The sequence below is a fragment of the Aestuariimicrobium ganziense genome (assembly GCF_015352975.1).
Lineage (GTDB): Bacteria > Actinomycetota > Actinomycetes > Propionibacteriales > Propionibacteriaceae > Aestuariimicrobium > Aestuariimicrobium ganziense.
Genome location: NZ_JACYIZ010000002.1, coordinates 231271 through 248114, shown reverse-complemented (window position 1 = coordinate 248114; position 16844 = coordinate 231271). Strand labels below are relative to the sequence as shown.

The 16844-nt window shown below is 69.3% G+C and carries 15 protein-coding genes; 9 read left to right on the top strand and 6 right to left on the bottom strand.

Annotation, left to right across the window (positions count from 1 at the left end; translation table 11 throughout):
- Nucleotide 1: 1 nt before the first annotated feature.
- The 4 genes from valS to IE660_RS04785 are packed head-to-tail and all read right to left on the bottom strand — an operon-like array spanning nt 2 to nt 5038.
- Entirely contained in the window at nt 2–2617 is a 2616-nt protein-coding gene (gene valS, locus IE660_RS04800; protein ID WP_203567197.1) for a valine--tRNA ligase, read from the bottom strand.
- A gap of 44 nt (nt 2618–2661) precedes the next feature.
- Complete coding sequence (locus IE660_RS04795) at nt 2662–3543, bottom strand: DsbA family protein (RefSeq protein ID WP_203567196.1); 882 nt, start codon at nt 3541–3543, stop codon at nt 2662–2664.
- Between the two features lie 32 nt (nt 3544–3575).
- Nucleotides 3576–4436, bottom strand: coding sequence for a DsbA family protein (locus tag IE660_RS04790; RefSeq protein WP_235997033.1), 861 nt, complete (start codon nt 4434–4436; stop codon nt 3576–3578).
- Entirely contained in the window at nt 4433–5038 is a 606-nt protein-coding gene (locus IE660_RS04785) for a DoxX family protein (protein ID WP_328701842.1), read from the bottom strand. Before IE660_RS04785 ends, IE660_RS04790 begins: the two co-directional genes overlap by 4 nt.
- A gap of 48 nt (nt 5039–5086) precedes the next feature.
- Between IE660_RS04785 and IE660_RS04780 the strand changes: the two genes are divergently transcribed.
- The 5 genes from IE660_RS04780 to IE660_RS04760 are packed head-to-tail and all read left to right on the top strand — an operon-like array spanning nt 5087 to nt 10377.
- Nucleotides 5087–6496: a bifunctional folylpolyglutamate synthase/dihydrofolate synthase gene (locus IE660_RS04780; protein ID WP_203567195.1), complete on the top strand. Its 1410-nt coding sequence runs from the start codon at nt 5087–5089 to the stop codon at nt 6494–6496.
- Entirely contained in the window at nt 6493–6843 is a 351-nt protein-coding gene (locus IE660_RS04775; protein ID WP_328701841.1) for a DUF4233 domain-containing protein, read from the top strand. The genes IE660_RS04780 and IE660_RS04775 overlap by 4 nt, the downstream gene beginning before the upstream one ends.
- Before the next feature lie 46 nt (nt 6844–6889).
- Nucleotides 6890–7324, top strand: coding sequence for a nucleoside-diphosphate kinase (gene ndk / locus IE660_RS04770; protein WP_203567194.1), 435 nt, complete (start codon nt 6890–6892; stop codon nt 7322–7324).
- The gene (locus IE660_RS16335; RefSeq protein ID WP_203567193.1) at nt 7321–8391 is read left to right on the top strand and encodes a CPBP family intramembrane glutamic endopeptidase; all 1071 of its coding nucleotides are present in this window, start codon (nt 7321–7323) and stop codon (nt 8389–8391) included. Before ndk ends, IE660_RS16335 begins: the two co-directional genes overlap by 4 nt.
- 12 nt (nt 8392–8403) lie before the next feature.
- Nucleotides 8404–10377, top strand: a complete 1974-nt coding sequence (locus IE660_RS04760) for a TIGR03960 family B12-binding radical SAM protein (RefSeq protein ID WP_203567192.1) — start codon at nt 8404–8406, stop codon at nt 10375–10377.
- Between the two features lie 17 nt (nt 10378–10394).
- Here IE660_RS04760 and IE660_RS04755 read toward each other — a convergent pair whose 3' ends face one another.
- On the bottom strand, nt 10395–10778 hold the full coding sequence (locus tag IE660_RS04755; protein WP_203567191.1) for a tetratricopeptide repeat protein: 384 nt from the start codon (nt 10776–10778) through the stop codon (nt 10395–10397).
- A gap of 73 nt (nt 10779–10851) precedes the next feature.
- Nucleotides 10852–12081 (bottom strand): CynX/NimT family MFS transporter, encoded by a 1230-nt coding sequence (locus IE660_RS04750; RefSeq protein ID WP_203567190.1) that lies wholly within the window; start codon nt 12079–12081, stop codon nt 10852–10854.
- A gap of 47 nt (nt 12082–12128) precedes the next feature.
- Between IE660_RS04750 and IE660_RS04745 the strand changes: the two genes are divergently transcribed.
- The 4 genes from IE660_RS04745 to rpmA all read left to right on the top strand — a co-directional run bounded on the left by IE660_RS04745 (nt 12129) and on the right by rpmA (nt 16727).
- Nucleotides 12129–12896, top strand: a complete 768-nt coding sequence (locus tag IE660_RS04745; RefSeq protein WP_328701840.1) for a TIGR03936 family radical SAM-associated protein — start codon at nt 12129–12131, stop codon at nt 12894–12896.
- Nucleotides 12897–13108: 212 nt separating this feature from the next.
- Nucleotides 13109–15979, top strand: a complete 2871-nt coding sequence (locus tag IE660_RS04740) for an Rne/Rng family ribonuclease (RefSeq protein ID WP_203567189.1) — start codon at nt 13109–13111, stop codon at nt 15977–15979.
- A 172-nt stretch (nt 15980–16151) separates the two neighbouring features.
- Nucleotides 16152–16460: a 50S ribosomal protein L21 gene (gene rplU, locus IE660_RS04735; RefSeq protein WP_203567399.1), complete on the top strand. Its 309-nt coding sequence runs from the start codon at nt 16152–16154 to the stop codon at nt 16458–16460.
- A gap of 12 nt (nt 16461–16472) precedes the next feature.
- The gene (gene rpmA / locus IE660_RS04730) at nt 16473–16727 is read left to right on the top strand and encodes a 50S ribosomal protein L27 (protein WP_203567188.1); all 255 of its coding nucleotides are present in this window, start codon (nt 16473–16475) and stop codon (nt 16725–16727) included.
- The last annotated feature ends 117 nt before the right edge of the window (nt 16728–16844 follow it).

Genomic DNA, 16844 nt, shown 5'->3' with positions numbered 1-16844 from the left:
CTCAGGCCTGGGGATGGGCCAACTCCACCTCGACCCCGATCGGGGCATCGGTGCTGCTCCAGGCCACCTCACCGGTGATCCGGCCGACGGCGCGCAGGTCGTCCTCGATGGTGCGCAGGCGCTCCAGCGAGGCCTCCGGGCCGATGAACCCGGCACGGAGCACCTCGGTCTTCATCGAGACCTTGGCGTTCGACTTCGCGCCGCGCACCGCCATCAGTGCGGCCGCCACGTCGGCGACCAGCGCAGCATCACCGGTCGACCCCGCCAGCTCGTCGGCGCTGGGCCAGGACTGGTGGTGGATCGACTCCTCGCCGTGGGTCCACGACCAGACCTCTTCGGTGACGAACGGCATGAACGGTGCGAACAGCCGCAGCATCACCGACAGCGCCAGCGTCAGCGACGCGTGGGCCGACGCCGCTGCCTCGGCACCCTGGGCGCCGTAGGCCCGCTCCTTGACCAGCTCGACGTGGTCGTCGCAGAAGCTCCAGAAGAAGGTTTCGGTGGCTTCGAGCGCCCCGGTGTAGTCGTAGCGCTCGAAGGCGGCGGTGGCCTGTTCGACCACCTCGGCCAACCCGGCGAGCATGGCCCGGTCGGCCGGGTGGGTGATCGCCGACGCATCCGGGGTGGCTCCCTCGCCGGCGCCGGCCAGCGACCCGAGCACGAAGTTCGAGGCGTTGAGCACCTTCATCGCCAGGCGTCGTCCGACCTTCATCTGCGACTCGTCGAACGGTGAGTCCAGACCCGGACGAGCGATCGCTGCGCGCCAGCGCACCGCGTCAGCACCGTACTTGTCGAGGATCTCGTTGGGCACCACCACGTTGCCCTTCGACTTGCTCATCTTCTTGCGGTCGGGGTCGACGATGAAGCCCGAGATCATCGCGGTGTGCCACGGAGCGGTGTGCTGCTCGAAGTGGGCACGCACCACCCGGCTGAACAGCCAGGTGCGAATGATGTCGTGGGCATGGGTGCACAGGTCCATCGGGAAGGTGAGCCCGAACAGCTCCTCGTCGGTCAGCCAGCCACCGGCCAACTGCGGGGTGAGCGAACTGGTGGCCCAGGTGTCCATCACGTCGGGGTCGCCGATGAAGCCTCCGGGCTCACCGCGCTGCGTCTCGTCGTAGCCCTCGGGGGCCTGGGACGACGGGTCGACCGGCAGCTGGGCCTCGCTGGGCAGCAGCGGGTTGGCGTAGTCGGGCTCACCTTCGGTGTCGAGGGCGTACCAGACCGGGAAGGGGATGCCGAAGAACCGCTGGCGGCTGATCAGCCAGTCGCCGTTGAGGCCGTTGACCCAGTTGTCGTAGCGGTGCTTCATGTGGCTGGGGATCCAGCTCAACTCCGCGCCCCGTTCGAGCATCTGCTCACGGGTCGCCGCGTCGCGTCCGCCGTTGCTCAGGTACCACTGCCGGGTGGCCACGATCTCGAGCGGCTTGTCACCCTTCTCGTAGAAGTTGGCCATCCGCTGGGTGGGCTTGGGGTCGCCTTCGAGTTCACCGCGCTCACGCAGCCTGGCCACGATCGCCTCTCGGGCCGAGAAGGTGGTCTTGCCGGCCAGCTCGTCCCAGAACCCCTCGCCCTCGCCACCGGAGATCCACTCCGGCACCTCGCGGTGCAGGCGGCCGTCGCGGCCGATCACGGTGCGCACCGGCAGGTTGAGCTCACGCCACCACTGCACGTCGGTAAGGTCACCGAAGGTGCAGCACATGGCGATGCCGGCACCCTTGTCGGGCTCGGCGGCCGGGTGCGCCAGCACCGGCACCTCGACCCCGAACACCGGCGAGCTGACCGTCGTCCCGAACAGCGGCTGGTAGCGCTCGTCGTCGGGATGGGCGATCAGCGCCACCACCGAGCAGATCAGCTCCGGCCGGGTGGTCTCGATGTAGACCGGCTCGGCGCCGTCACGGTGGAAGGCCACCCGGTGGTAGGCACCCGGGTACTCTCGGGCCTCGAGCTCGGCCTGGGCGACCGCAGTCTGGAAGGTCACGTCCCACAGCGTCGGCGCTTCCTGCAGGTAGGCCTCGCCACGGGCGAGGTTGCGCAGGAAGGCGGTCTGCGAGACCAACTGGGCCTTGCGTCCGATGGTGGTGTAGCTCTGCTCCCAGTCCACCGAGAGGCCGAGCGTGCGCCACAGCGACTCGAACACCTGCTCATCGGCCTCGACCAACTGCTCGCACAACTCGACGAAGTTGCGCCGGCTCACCGGCACCTGACGCTTGGGGTCTGGGTTGGCCGGGGGAGTGTAGTCAGGGTCGTAGGGCAGCGACGGGTCGCAGCGCACCCCGAAGTAGTTCTGCACACGCCGCTCGGTGGGCAGGCCGTTGTCGTCCCAACCCATCGGGTAGAAGACGTGTTTGCCGCGCATGCGCTGGTAGCGGGCGACCAGGTCGGTGTGGGAGTAGCTGAACACGTGCCCGACGTGCAGCGAGCCCGACACCGTGGGCGGTGGGGTGTCGATCGAGTAGACCTGCTCGCGAGACTCGGGGCGGACGAAGGCATAGGTGTCGCGCTGCTTCCACAGCTCGGCCCACTTGGCCTCCAGGCCTTCCAGCGCCGGCTTGGCCGGTACCGCGGACCCGGAGTTCTGGGTCGCAGGGATGCCGGTGCTGGGTGTGGTGTTCATGGGGCCCGATCTTAGTGACGAGCCCGGGGTGAGCGCGATTCGGCTCAGGCGTACTGCTCGAGGGCAGCCAGCCACGCAGCCTCGGTGGGCTTCATCGGGTAGAAGAACTGGATCTGCTTGCCGTCGGCCTCGACCAGCGGGTTCTTGCCGTTGATGTCGACCTGCGGGGTGGAACCCTTCCAGCCCGCACGAGCGTTCTGGTTCGACTCGCGCACCCACTTGGCGGTGGCGTTCTGGTCGATGCACGACTGGAACTTGGTCAGGTTCTCACCGGTGATGCCCGACAGCTCGGGCAGCTTCACCCGCAGTGCCTCGGACGACCAGCCCTCACCGGACTGGGTGGCGAACAGGTTGTCGTGGTACGCCTTGAACTTGCCCACGGTGTCGGCGCAGGCAGCCGCCTGTGCGGTCTGGGTCGAGTAGGTGTTGCCATAGTTCTGGTCGAGGAAGGTCAACACCCGGAACTCGAGGTTGACCTTGCCCTGGTCGGCCAGCTTGCCCAGAACCCGACCGTGGGTCTCGTCGAAGCTCTTGCAGGCCGAGCACTGGAAGTCGGCGTAGACCGTGACCGTCGGCACGCCGCTGGCCTTGGTCGGGTTGTAGGTGAAGGCGTTGCGGGCGCTGGTCGCGCTCGGCGGGTCGATCTGGGCGAGGCGCTCCCGTTCGGCCTGTTCGCGCTTGGCGTTGCGGTCGTTGATGACCACGACGCTGATCACGGCGATCACGGCGAGCGCCACGACGGCGCTGACCACGTAGATGATCCGCATCTTGCGCTGCGCCGCCCGGCGTTCGGCCTCCTGCTGGGCACGCAGTTGCTCACGTCGGGTGGCGGCCGCGGCCGAGCGCTGCTGCTTGCTTGGCTTCTGTCCGGTCCTGCCGCCCTGCTTGGCAGGCTGCTGTGGACGGGACTTCTTCGCGCTGGCCATTGCTCACCTCATCCGTTGGTGCGGGTGTCAGCTCACCCGTGGTCGGCGATCGCCTTCAGCCACGACTCCTCGGTCGGCTCAAGCACGCGCCACCAGTCGGTGTCCTGGTCCTGGGAGTTCTTGACCTGGGGGTTCTTGCCGTTGATGTTGATCTGGGGGGTGCTGCCCTCCCACCCTGCCGAGCCCTTCTGGAACGCCTCGCGCACCCACTGCGAGGTGGACTTGCTGTCGTAGCAGGACTGGAACTTGGTCAGGTCGTCTCCGGTGATGCCCGCGGCGGCGGGGAAGTCCACGCGCAGCTGCTGGTCGGTGTAGCCAGATCCCTCGCCCTGCGGCTGGTTCTTGTAGACGACGTCGTGGTACTCCTTGAACTTGCCCGACACGTCAGCGCAGGCAGCTGCGCGCGCCGAGCGCTCCGAGGAGTCGTTGCGCAGGTTGGTGTCCATGAAGGTCAGGATCCGGTACTCGACCTTGATCTTGCCGTCCTCGGCGAGCTTGGCCAGGGTCGGGCCGAAGTACTCCTCGGTGCTCTTGCACGCCGGGCACTGGAAGTCCTCGTAGATGGTGATCGTCGGCGCGTCGGCCGCGGGGTTGCCCACCTTCCACGCGTAGCCGGTGCCGTCGGCCAGCGCGCTCGGCGGGGTGATCTGCGAGGCGGCCTCCTGGGCGGCCTGCTCCTTCTTGGCGTTGCGGTCGTTGACCACGACCACCGCGACGATCGCGATCACGGCCAGGGCCACGACCGCACCGAGAACGGTGAAGATGCGCATCGTGCGCTGGCGCTTCTTGGCCTCGGCCAGTTGCTGGGCGCGCAGTTGCTCACGCCGGGTCGATGCTGCGCGCTGCGAGTTCGCCCGCTGCTTGCCGGAACGCTGGTTGGAGGCTTTGCTCAACGCACTGGGTCCTTCGTGTCGTCATGGTCGTGGGCGGCCGTTGCGGCCAGGTCGTCGTCCTCGTCGAGGTCGTTGAACCCGTCTGTGGTCAGGGGATCGTCCCAGCCGAACAGCCACTTGTCGGCGGCGAACAGGCTGCGCGGACGAACCACCAGCCAAGCCCCGGCCAGGACGAAGAACAGGTCGCGGACGATGTCTTGCGGGTACTGGGTCTGCCCGGGATCGACGGTGCCGCCGTCGCCGAAGCAGCCGCAGTCGATCGACAGCCCCTTGGCCCAGGCCCAGGAGATACCGAAGATGAACGCCACCATCACCAGCGCACCCATCAGCGCGGTCCAGCGGGTGAACAGTCCGACCAGGATCAGCAGCCCGAGGATGATCTCGAAGACCGGCAGGCCGTAGCCCACCCACGCGGCGAGGTCCCACGGCAGCAACTGGTAGGCGCGGACGGCGAGCACGCTCTGCTCGAGGTTGCCGACCTTCGACAGGCCGGCGTAGAGCAGCACCCCACCGAGGATCAGGCGCGCCACCAGGCCGATGACGTCCTTGACCCGGGACGACGACGCCACGCGGGCAGGGCTGTCGGACGAGGGCACGCTCACGGGCCACAGCATATCCAGAGCGACCAACCTCGCTATTCTGGCCCAACCATGGACTCCCCTGCGATCAGCACCGCCCACGACGCCGCCCGTCACGCGACCCTGGTCGCTGAGTTGCAGGCCCGCTGGCCCGAGCACCGGATCGCACCCAGCCTCGGCCGGGTGCAGGCCTTGTGCGACCTGCTCGGCAACCCCGAGCGCAGCGCCCCGGTGATCCAGGTGGCCGGCACCAACGGCAAGGGCAGCACGGCGCTGATGATCGACGCTCTGCTGCGGTCGGAGGGCTTGCGCACCGGCCGTGTGGCCAGCCCCCACCTGCAGGACCTGACCGAGCGGATCTGCATCGACGGGCACCCGATCAGCCGGGCCGCCTTCGCCGACCTCTACGACGAGGTCAAGCCGTTCATCGACCTGGTCGATGCCCAGGCCATCGACGGTGTCCAGATGACCTTCTTCGAGGTGATGACCGGGCTCGCCTTCGCCGCCTTTGCCGACGCACCGGTCGACGTGATGGTGCTCGAGGTCGGACTCGGCGGCACCTGGGACGCCACCAACGTGGCCGACGCCGACGTGGCCGTGATCTGCCCGATCGACCTCGACCACACCCACATCCTCGGATCGACCGTGGCCGAGATCGCCGCCGAGAAGGCCGGCATCATCAAGCCCGGTGCCACCGCGGTGATCGCCGGCCAGACCCGCGAGGCTGCCGAGGTGCTGCTCGCCCGCTGCGCCGAGGTCGGTGCCGACCCGGTGCTCGAGGGCCCGGGCTTCGGCCTGCTGTCGCGTGAGCTCGCCGTGGGCGGGCAGGTGTTGCGGATCAATGGCGCCGAGGGACCGATCGGTGACCTGCACCTGCCGCTGCACGGACGCCACATGGCCGAGAACGCCGCCCTCGCGGTCGCCGCGGTCGAGTCGTTCCTGGGTGGACGAGCCCTGCCGCCGGAGGTGATCAGCGACGGCCTTGCCGACGTGGTGGCCCCGGCCCGGCTCGAGGTCGTTCGCCGTTCGCCCACGGTGGTGCTCGACACCGCCCACAACCCGCACGGGGTGCGGGCGACCCTCGAGGCGGTGCACGAGGCCTTCACCTTCCAGCCTCTGGTCGGGGTGGTGGCGATGATGGGCGACAAGGCGGTTGACGAGGTGTTCGGCCTGCTGGCCGACCAACTGTCGCACGTGGTGGTGACCACGATCTCCTCCACCTCGCGGGCGTTGAGCGTGGACGACCTGGCCGACATCGCCGAGGGAGCGATGGGTGTCGAGCGGGTCGACCGGGCCGCGACGATGGCCGAAGCCCTCGACCGGGCGATGCAGGTCGCTGACGAGGCTGGCCCTGCAGCCGGCGTGCTGGTGATCGGCTCGCTGATGGCAGCCGGCGAGGCACGCGACATCCTCGGGGCCCCCGAGCACTCGGGCGCCCTGGGCACCGCCGCCCTCGAGGACGATGACGAGGACGACTGGTGAGGCTGCAACCGACCAACCCGATGAACCGGGCGATCATCTCGGTGCTGGCCTTCGAGGTGATCGTGTTCGGGCTGGCCGTACCCGGCATGCTGCTGGTCGACCAGGTGCGCACCCCGGTGGCTCTGGCCAGCGTCGGCGTGGCCGCCCTGCTGGCCGTGGCAGGGATCGCCGGCCTGCGCCGCTCGTGGGGTTACCCGGTGGCGTGGCTGGCCCAGATCGCTGGGGTGCTGCTCGGGCTGCTGACCCCGATGATGTACGCCGTCGGAGGCCTGTTCGCCCTGATCTTCCTGGGCAGCTTCGTGCTCGGACGCCGGATCGAGACCTCCCCCAACGGCAGGGTGCGCTGACAGGCCGGTGGTTCGGTGGCCCAGCCGATCCCAGTACGCTTCAGCCATGACCGACGACCGCACCCTCGTGCTGCTCAAGCCCGATGCCGTCTCGCGCGGCCTGACCGGGCTGATCCTTGCCCGCTACGAGGCCAAGGGCCTGCGGATCGTCGCGCTGCGCCAGCGGATGGTCACCCCCGACCTGGCTGCCAAGCACTACGAGGAGCACCACGGTCGCCCCTACTACGACACCTTGGTCGAGTTCATCACCTCGGGCCCGGTGGTCTCGCTCGTGCTCGAGGGCGAGCGGGCGATCGAGGTCGTCCGGTTGATGAATGGGTCCACCGACGCCGGTGTGGCCGCGCCCGGCACGATCCGCGGCGACTACTCGCTGTACTACCAGCGCAACATCGTGCACGCCTCCGACTCCCCTGAGAACGCCGCCCGCGAGATCGCGCTCTGGTTCCAGCCGGACGAGGTGGCGCCCCGGGCGAGCACGTGACGCAGCCACAGCAGGGTCCTGCGCCCCAGCCACAGCAGGGGCCCGCACCCCAGCCGTACCAGTCCTACCCGCCCCCGTGGCCGGTGGTCTGGATGCCGCCGCCGGTGGCGCCCGCGCTGCCGGTCGAGCCAACCGACCACACCCAGTTCCTGCGCTCACCGCGCTGGAAGCCATGGCGGTCGGTGGTCCTGATCGGTGCCGGGGTGCTCGCCCTGGTGGCGCTGAGCACGATCGCGCTGCTGTTGGCCTGGGGCTACGACCTCACCACCGGACGGACCACCGTCGACGAACTCACCGGCCAACTCGAGGGTGGCGCCCTGCGGATGACGCCGGCGATGTTCCTGGCCAACAACGTCGGCCTGGGCCTGCTGATCCCGGCGACGATGCTGCTCACCTGGGCAGTCACCGGGCAACGGCCGCGCTGGTTGTCGAGCGTGGTCGGTGGACTGCGCTGGCGCTGGATGCTGACCGTGGCCGCCGCGCTGGCGCCGATCTGGCTGGTGATGCTGGCGCTGGGTCTGGCGAGCTCGTGGCGCGACCTCACCCCCGGTCCCGACACGCTGGTGCTGGCCATTGGGGTGCTGCTCACCCAGCCGTTCCAGGCAGCGGGGGAGGAGTACCTGTTCCGGGGGCTGTTCGCCCGCGGTGTGGGCAGCTTCTTCCGCAACAGTCGGGTCGCGCTGGCGGTCGCCGCGATCATTCCCTCGCTGGGCTTCATGCTCGCCCACAGCGCCGGCGATCCCTGGCTCAACCTGTTCTACCTGCTCTTCGGTCTGGCTGCGGCCTGGATGACCTGGCGCACCGGCGGCCTCGAGGCGGCCATCGCCCTGCACGTGGTCAACAACCTCACCAGCGCCTCGACGCTGCCGTTCAGCGACCTCACCGAGGTGATGGACCGCAGCGCCGGCGTGATCGCGCTGACAGACGTGGTGCCGATGTTGGTACCCCTGGTGCTGGGCGTGGTCGTGGTCGAGGTGCTCACCCGCTGGCGTCGTCCCGTTCGCCTGGGACCGCCACCTGCTCCCGGCGCGCCCGCTGAGCTGGGTCGTCAGGGTCTGGCCACGTAGACTCCTGCGGTGATGAGCGTCACACACGAACCCGCGTCCCTGTTCACCCGGCTGGAACCACTGCTGGCCCGGGTCAGCAAGCCGATCCAGTACGTCGGTGGCGAGCACAACTCGGTCGTCAAGGACTGGGGCTGTGGCCGCGACACCGACCACGGCCAGACTGTGCGTTGGTGCCTGATGTACCCCGACGCCTACGAGGTGGGCCAGCCCAACCAGGGCGTGGCGATCCTCTACGAGATCCTCAACGAGCGTGACTGGATTCTGGCCGAGCGCACGTACTCGGTGTGGCCCGACCTCGAGGCGCTGATGCGCGAGCAGCAGGTGCCGCAGTTCACCCTCGACAGCCATCGTCCGGTGGCCGCCTTCGACGTGTTCGGCATCAGCTTCTCGACCGAACTCGGCTACACCAACATGCTCAACGCGATCGACCTGGCCGGGTTGCCGCTGCACGCAGGCGACCGCGGCGACGACCACCCGTTGGTGCTGGCAGGCGGGCACGCCGCGTTCAACCCCGAGCCGATCGCCGACTTCATCGACGCCGCCGTGATCGGTGACGGCGAGCAGGCCGCGCTCACCATCTCAGACACGATCCGCGACTGGAAGGCCAACGGTCGTCCGGGGGGTCGCGACGGACTGCTGGTCGCGCTGGCTGCCACCGGTGGGGTCTACGTGCCGAAGTTCTACGACGTGACCTACCTGCCCGACGGACGCATCCAGCGGGTCGCGCCCAACCGGGCCGAGGTGCCCTTCCAGGTGCACAAGCACACCCTGATGGACCTCGACCAGTGGCCCTACCCGAAGAAGCCGCTGGTGCCGCTGGCCGAGACCGTGCACGAGCGGTACTCGGTCGAGATCTTCCGGGGATGCACGCGTGGCTGCCGGTTCTGCCAGGCCGGCATGATCACCCGCCCGGTGCGCGAACGCTCGATCGAGACCATCGGCACCATGGTCGCCGAGGGCCTGCGCAACACCGGGTTGGAGGAGGTCGGCCTGCTCAGCTTGTCGAGCGCCGACCACTCCGAGATCGGTGACGTCACCAAGCAGTTGGCCGACCGCTACGAGGGCACCAACGTCTCGTTGTCGTTGCCCAGCACCCGGGTCGACGCGTTCAACATCGACCTGGCCAACGAGTTGAGCCGCAACGGACGACGCTCCGGGCTCACCTTCGCTCCCGAGGGCGGCTCGGAGCGGATGCGCAAGGTGATCAACAAGATGGTCAGCGAGGACGACCTGATCGAAACCGTCGCCACCGCCTTCGGCAACGGCTGGCGCCAGGTCAAGCTCTACTTCATGTGCGGGCTGCCCACCGAGACCGACGACGACGTGCTGGCGATCGCCGACATGGCCGCCCGGGTGATCGAGACCGGCCGTAAGGCCGCCGGCACCCGAGACATCCGTTGCACCGTCAGCATCGGCGGGTTCGTGCCTAAGGCGCACACCCCGTTCCAGTGGGCCGCCCAGGCTGATCCCGAGACCATCGACCGACGCCTGATGGCGCTGCGCGACAAGATCCGGGCCAACCGCCAGTACGGCAAGGCGATCGGGCTGCGCTACCACGACGGCAAGCCGGGTCAGGTCGAGGGCCTGTTGTCACGCGGAGACCGACGGGTGGGCTCGGTGATCGAAGAGGTCTGGCGTCGGGGTGGCAAGTTCGACGGGTGGAGCGAGCACTTCTCCTACGAGCGCTGGGTCGAGGCTGCTGCGGCCGCGCTCCAGGGCACCGGTGTCGACCTGGCCTGGTACACCACCCGCGAACGCGGCTACGACGAGGTGCTGCCCTGGGACCACCTGGACGCCGGTCTTGATCGTGACTGGCTGTGGGAGGACTGGCAGGACGCCCTCGACGAGAACGAGGTCGACGACTGCCGCTGGACGCCGTGCTACGACTGCGGGGTGTGCCCGCAGCTCGACACCGAGATCCAGATCGGTCCGACCGGACGGTCGCTGTTGCCGTTGACCGTGGTCGGACGCGACCTGGCTCGCTGAGGCGTTCGGGACCGGCGTCAGTTCTGTGCGTCGTCCTCTCGGCTCTGTGCGTCGTCCTGGCGGCGGTGCGACTGCGAACGCAGGTGTGACTCGTCCCCGGTGAGTGCGGCCAACTGACGTCGCACGCCGGCAGCATCGTCCCCGCGGCTCTGGCGCTCGAGCGTGCGGGCCAGCAGCAACAGGCAGTAGTCGTTGGTGGGGTCGTCGGCCAGGATCCGGCGCAGCTCCTGCTCGGCCTTGCCCAGCGAGGCGCGGTGGAAGTGAGCCCTGGCCAGGTACTCGCGGGCGTTGCGGTGTGTCGGATCGGCCTCGAGCACCTGCTCGAAGCGCTCGACCGCAGCCTTGTAGTCCTTGTTCTCGAAGGCATGGATCGCCATCTCGAGGGTCAGCAGGGTGAACACGTCGACTTCCTTCAGTGGTGGGGTGTACCGGGCTGCAACACACCGGACGAGGGTTCTGTTCCCACCGTCGGCTTCAGTGCAGTTCGTCCTCGATCCAGCCCGCGCGGGCACTGACCACCCCACTGACCACCATCGGCACCGTCATCGACAGCAGCAGCACGATCGACCAGGTCCAGCCGCCGGTGGCCTCGTGCAGGGCACCCATCAGGAACGGCCCGGCCAACGCGATCGCGTAACCGACGCTCTGGGCGAATCCACTGAGCGCCGCGGTGCCCTCACTGGTGCGGGCGCGCATGCCGAACATGGCCAGGATCATCGGGAACGCTGAGGTGCCCAGCGCGATCACCGCCGCCCACAGCCAGGGCCATCGTCCGGGCGCGACCAGCAGCCCGGTGTACCCGACCCAGGCGGCTGCGGTGACCACCAGCAGCAGTCCGACCGGACGAGGCCTGCGCATCATCCACGCCGGCCACAGGAAGGCCAACGGGATGCCCAGGCCTGTGGCGATGCCCAGCATCAGTCCCGCCCGCTCGGCGCTCAGTCCGGCGTCCTGGTAGATCGAGGGCAGCCAGCCGAACACCGAGTAGGCCTGGGCTGACTGGAAGCCGAAGAAGATCGCCATCATCCAGCCCAACCGGGTGCGTGCCACTCGGGCCAGCGAGATGGCTCGCGGACGGTTCTCGGTGGTGTGGCCGCGGTCGTGGCGCAGGGCCACCAGCCAGGGCAGCAGCGCGAGCACCACCACCGACGCGTTGACCAGGAAGCTGGGAGGCCAGCCACCCAGGGCCTGGGCCACCGGCACGGTGACCACGCTGGCCAGGGTCACCCCGATCGACAGGCTCAGCGAGTAGACCGCGGTGACCAACCCGATGTGTCCGGCGAAGTGCTGGCGGACGACGCTGGGAATCAGCACGTTGCCGACCGCCATGCCGGCCAGGGCCAAGGTCGAGGCGGCCAGGAACAGCCACGAGTTGCTCGTCTGGGTGCGCAGCACGCTGCCCACCAGCACCGCGACCAGGGCGAGCGTGACCGTGCGGTGGGTGCCGAGTCGTCCGGCGAGCCCGGCGGCCACCGCCCCGAAGGCGCCGAAGCAGATCGTGGGCAGCGAGGTGAGCAGGCCTGCGGTGAGGCCGGTGAGGCCGAGGTCGCGCTGCAGGTCGGGCAGCACAGGCCCGACCTCGATGGCGACCGGTCGCAGGTTGAAGGCGAGCAGGCCGATGGCGACCAGCATGAAGGTGCCGCCCTGCCACCAGTGGGTGGTGGGGCGGCCGTGGTCGGTCGAGGGGGTGTGCGGGGTGCTCACGATCACCGCAGCTTAGTGGGCGGTGGCGAACCGGTACGCTCTGCTGCGTGTCGAGCAGCCGTCGCCAACCCATCCAGCAGGCCCCGCCCGTGCAGCGGTTGCGGCTGCGCTACGCCAAGCGCGGAGCTGCTCGCTTCACCAGCCACCGCGACTTCACCCGGGCCTTCGAGCGGGCGCTGCGGCGTGCCGAGGTGCCGATGGCCTACTCCTCGGGCTTCTCGCCGCACCCGCGCATCTCGTACGCGAACGCCTCGCCGACGTCGGCGGCGACCGAGGCGGAGTACTTGGAGATCGGCTTGAGCGAGGTCTGCGACCCCGCCAAGGTGATGGCGACACTCAACGAGGTCCTGCCCCCGGGCATGCAGATGCTCGAGGTGGTCGAGGACCAGACCGCGAGCATCGCTGACGCCCTGCCGGCCTCGGCGTGGATCGTCGACCTCGGCGACCCAGAAGCCGGCGAGGTCGACCAGTCGGCCCTCGAGAAGGCCGTGGGGCAGCTGCTCGGCTCGCAGTCGTGGGAGGTGCAGCGGATGACCAAGTCGGGCCTTCGCACCTTCGACGTGCGACACGCCGTGGTGCTGCTGCAGGTGTCGGGTCCCGGGCAGCTGAGGTTGGTGTCGCTGCAGGGCACGCCGTTGGTGCGTCCGGACGACGTGGTCTCTGCGCTGCGTGCCGCCGAACCGGCCCTGGCTTCGACTCGTCCGGCGATGTTGACGCGACTGCTGCAGGGACGCGTGGTCGACGGGGACGAGGGGACCGCTGCCACAGGGGTGCTGCTCGACCCGTTCAGCCAGGAGCCGACCGCACCCTGGTGATCCGGCGGCGCCGGTGACGGCTGTGCCATACTGACCCTAGGGATTGGGCACCACCCATGGGTGTCCTGCCAGGTGGAGATGGATCCGCATGGCCTCACCGCGACGAGGGATCGACCGCGGGGGCCGCAGGGGTCCACCACTGCCCCCCGCCAACTTCTGTGGCACCTGCGGGTGCTGCTGACAACCGCACCTTCATGGTGCCAGGAGAGCACATGCTCAGTGACGACATCGTCGAATCGTCAACCAGCGGCTCGGAGTCGACCTCGCAGACTGCCGACCAGTCCAACCCCGACCAGCCCACCGCCAAGGCCCCGCGCGGGCGTCGCGCTGTCTCGAGGCCCGCTGGTCCGCCCGCCCCAGTGAGCCCCCCGCCCGCTCCCGAGGTGACCCAGGCCGCACCGGCACCGGCCGAGCCCGCGCCGGTGGAGCAGGCGCTCCAGCCGGTCGCCGAGTCCCCGACCGAAGCAGCGGCCGAACAGGCCCCCAAGCGTGCCACCCGCCGCCGTGCCACCCGCGGCCAGGCCGCGCCCACCCCAGGGGAGGCGCCCGCGGTCGAGCCCGCCCAGCCCGTGCCCGCCCAGGCCGAGCCCGCCCAGGCCGAGCCCGCCCAGGCCGAGCCCACGCAGACCGAGCCAGCCCAGGCCGAGCCGGCTGCCGACGAGAAGCCCAAGCGCACCCGCAGCCGCCGCAGCACTGCCAAGGCGAAGGCCGAGCAGGTCGCTTCCGAGCAGACCGCACCCGAGGAGTCGTCGACCCAGGGCGCCGACGAGGTCCAGACCCTGCTCGCCGCCGCCGAGGCCGAGGCCGCCACCCGGCCTGCGCGTCGCCGTCGGGTGGCGTCGTCGGTGGCCAACCCCTTCCAGCCGCCCGCCGAGGTCAACACCGACGACGTGCTGCAGTCGCTGGCAGCCTCGATCGCAGGCGTCGCTCCCGAGCAGCCTGAGGCCGCACTGGACGAGGAGGAGGCCGAGCAGGTCGACTCCGAGGACGAGGTCGAGACCGACGAGGCCGACACCGACGACCAGGCCGAGGATTCCGCCGAGGAGCAGGACACCTCCGACAGCGAGGATGACGACTCCGCTGACGATGACTCCGATGACAGCGAGGACGGGGACTCCGACGACAGCGGGTCGTCCGGCTCGTCCCGCCGGCGTCGCCGCCGCCGTGGCGGACGCCGCCGTCGTCGCGGGGGCAGCGGTGACTCCGACGACTCCGAGTCCAGCACTGACTCCGAGTCCAGCGACGACAGCGACTCCGAGGACTCCTCCGACGACGCCGACGACAGCGACGGCGATGACTCCGACGACGCTGACGGCTCCGACTCCGGCACCTCGTCGCGCAGGCGTCGCCGCCGTCGTCGCCGCCGTGGCGAGGACACCAGCGGCGCCGAGGACGACCCGAGCGAGGTCGTCGTCCGCGTCCGTGAGCCGCGCCGCAGCAGCCGCAGTTCGTCCTCGGACGAGGTGACCGGCATCGAGGGCTCGACCCGCATGGAGGCCAAGCGTCAGCGTCGCCGTGAGGGACGCGCCGCCGGCCGCAGGCGTTCGCCGATCCTGTCGGAGTCGGAGTTCCTGGCCCGTCGCGAGAGCGTCGAGCGCCGCATGGTCATTCGCCAGAAGGACGACTACACCCAGCTGGCCGTGCTCGAGGACGGGATCCTGGTCGAGCACTACGTCGACCGCAAGGCCTCGGCCTCGATGATCGGCAACGTCTACCTGGGCCGCGTGCAGAACGTGCTGCCCAGCATGGAGGCCGCCTTCATCGACATCGGTCGCGGCCGCAACGCCGTGCTCTACGCCGGCGAGGTCGACTGGGACGCCTTCGGTGTCACCGGCGAGCAGCGCAAGGTCGAGCAGGTGCTCAAGTCGGGCCAGACCGTGCTCGTCCAGGTCTCGAAGGACCCGGTCGGCGCCAAGGGTGCCCGTCTGACCAGCCACGTCGCCATCCCCGGCCGCTACGTCGTCTACTCACCGGGTGGCCACCTGTCCGGCATCAGCCGCAAGCTGGCCGACACCGAGCGCAACCGGCTCAAGGACATCCTGGGCGGACTGATCGACGAGAAGGCGTCGGTGATCGTGCGCACCGCGGCCGAAGGGGCGTCCGAGGACGAACTCGTCCGCGACGTGAACCGCCTGAAGGCCCAGTGGGAGGTCATCGAGAAGAAGGTCAAGCAGGGTTCGGCGCCGCAGTTGCTGTACGGCGAGCCCGACCTGACCGTGCGGATCGTGCGTGACCTGTTCACCGAGGACTTCACCGAGCTCGTGGTGCAGGGCAACGGTGGCCCCGAAGACGTGCACGACGCCATCAAGGGCTATGTCGACCACGTCGCCCCGCACCTGGCCGAGCGGCTCAAGCGCTGGGACGACAGCTCCGGTGACATCTTCGCCAGCCACAAGCTGGACGAGCAGATCGCCAAGGCGCTGGAGCGCAAGGTGTTCCTGCCGTCGGGTGGTTCGCTGGTGATCGACCGCACCGAGGCGATGACCGTCATCGACGTCAACACCGGACGCTTCACCGGCACCGCTGGCAACCTCGAGGCGACCGTCACCAGCAACAACCTGGAGGCGGCCGAAGAGGTCGTGCGCCAGCTCAGGCTTCGCGACATCGGCGGCATCATCGTCGTTGACTTCATCGACATGGTGCTGCCCAGCAACCGTGAGCTGCTGATCCGCCGCTTGGTGGAGTGCCTGGGACGAGACCGCACCCGCCACCAGGTGGCCGAGGTCTCGAGTCTGGGCCTGGTGCAGATGACCCGCAAGAAGATCGGCACCGGTCTGGCCGAGGCGTTCACCGAGACCTGTGAGCACTGTGGTGGCCGCGGTTACCACCGCTCCGAGGAGCCGGTGGAGTCACAGGCGCCCTCCGACGGCGGTGACCGCCGCTCGGGTGGGGGTCGTGGCGGCAACGGGTCGTCGCGGTCGTCCTCGGGCTCGTCGCGATCGTCCAACGGAGGCGGATCGGGCTCGTCGAGGTCTCGTCGTGGTCGTCGAGGCGACAGCTCCGGCAACGGCCAGGGCGGCGACAACGGCAGTGACGGGAACGGCTCGTCCAACCACGCCACCCAGGCGGGTCAGGACGACTGAACCGGTCGCCACAGGGGAGGGCCGGTCGGTTTGACCCTGCGGAGGCAGAACACGTAGTCTTGACCCTCGGTGTTCGTCGTGTGGCCACGGTTCGTCCGGGCGGTGCACATCAGCGAACGGGTCTGGCGCCAGTCGGCGCGACCACACACAGTTTCGAATGGAAGAGGTCAGCGTGTACGCGATCGTGCGCAGTGGCGGCCGCCAGCACAAGGTTGCAGTGGGCGATGTCGTCGAGATCGACAAGGTCGGCGACGAGGTCGGCAGCAGCGTCAAGCTGCAGCCGCTGCTCCTGGTCGACGGTGACACCGTCACCTCCGACAAGGGTGCGCTCGACAAGGCCTCGGTGACCGCCGAGGTGCTGGCCGAGACCAAGGGTCCCAAGATCCGGATCCTCAAGTACAAGAACAAGACCGGCTACAAGAAGCGCCAGGGTCACCGCCAGCGGTACACCCAGGTCAAGGTTACCGGGATCGAGAGCTGAAGGAGCTGACCCATGGCACACAAGAAGGGCGCCTCGTCGTCCAAGAACGGTCGTGACTCGAACTCGCAGCGCCTCGGCGTGAAGCGCTTCGGCGGCGAGCTCGTCAACGCGGGCGAGATCATCGTCCGCCAGCGTGGCACCCACTTCCACCCCGGTGAGGGCGTGGGACGTGGTGGCGACGACACCCTGTTCGCCCTGCGTGAGGGCAACGTGGAGTTCCGCACCAAGCGCGGCCGCAAGGTCGTCAACGTGCAGCCCGAGGCCTGAGCCCAGCAGCTGCACCCCGAGCATCCCGACCGGGGGTCGCCCACCAGGGCGGCCCCCGATCGGCATTTCGCCCCAACCCGCCCCCCACGCACCCCGGGTAGAATCACCCGGAGGTGA

Excerpts from the sequence above, each read along its gene's own strand:
- valS (WP_203567197.1), bottom strand. The coding sequence starts at position 2,617 with ATGAACACCACACCCAGCACCGGCATCCCTGCGACCCAGAACTCCGGG.
- IE660_RS04795 (WP_203567196.1), bottom strand. The coding sequence starts at position 3,543 with ATGGCCAGCGCGAAGAAGTCCCGTCCACAGCAGCCTGCCAAGCAGGGC.
- IE660_RS04780 (WP_203567195.1), top strand. The coding sequence starts at position 5,087 with ATGGACTCCCCTGCGATCAGCACCGCCCACGACGCCGCCCGTCACGCG.
- ndk (WP_203567194.1), top strand. The coding sequence starts at position 6,890 with ATGACCGACGACCGCACCCTCGTGCTGCTCAAGCCCGATGCCGTCTCG.
- IE660_RS04760 (WP_203567192.1), top strand. The coding sequence starts at position 8,404 with ATGAGCGTCACACACGAACCCGCGTCCCTGTTCACCCGGCTGGAACCA.
- IE660_RS04740 (WP_203567189.1), top strand. The coding sequence starts at position 13,109 with ATGCTCAGTGACGACATCGTCGAATCGTCAACCAGCGGCTCGGAGTCG.
- rpmA (WP_203567188.1), top strand. The coding sequence starts at position 16,473 with ATGGCACACAAGAAGGGCGCCTCGTCGTCCAAGAACGGTCGTGACTCG.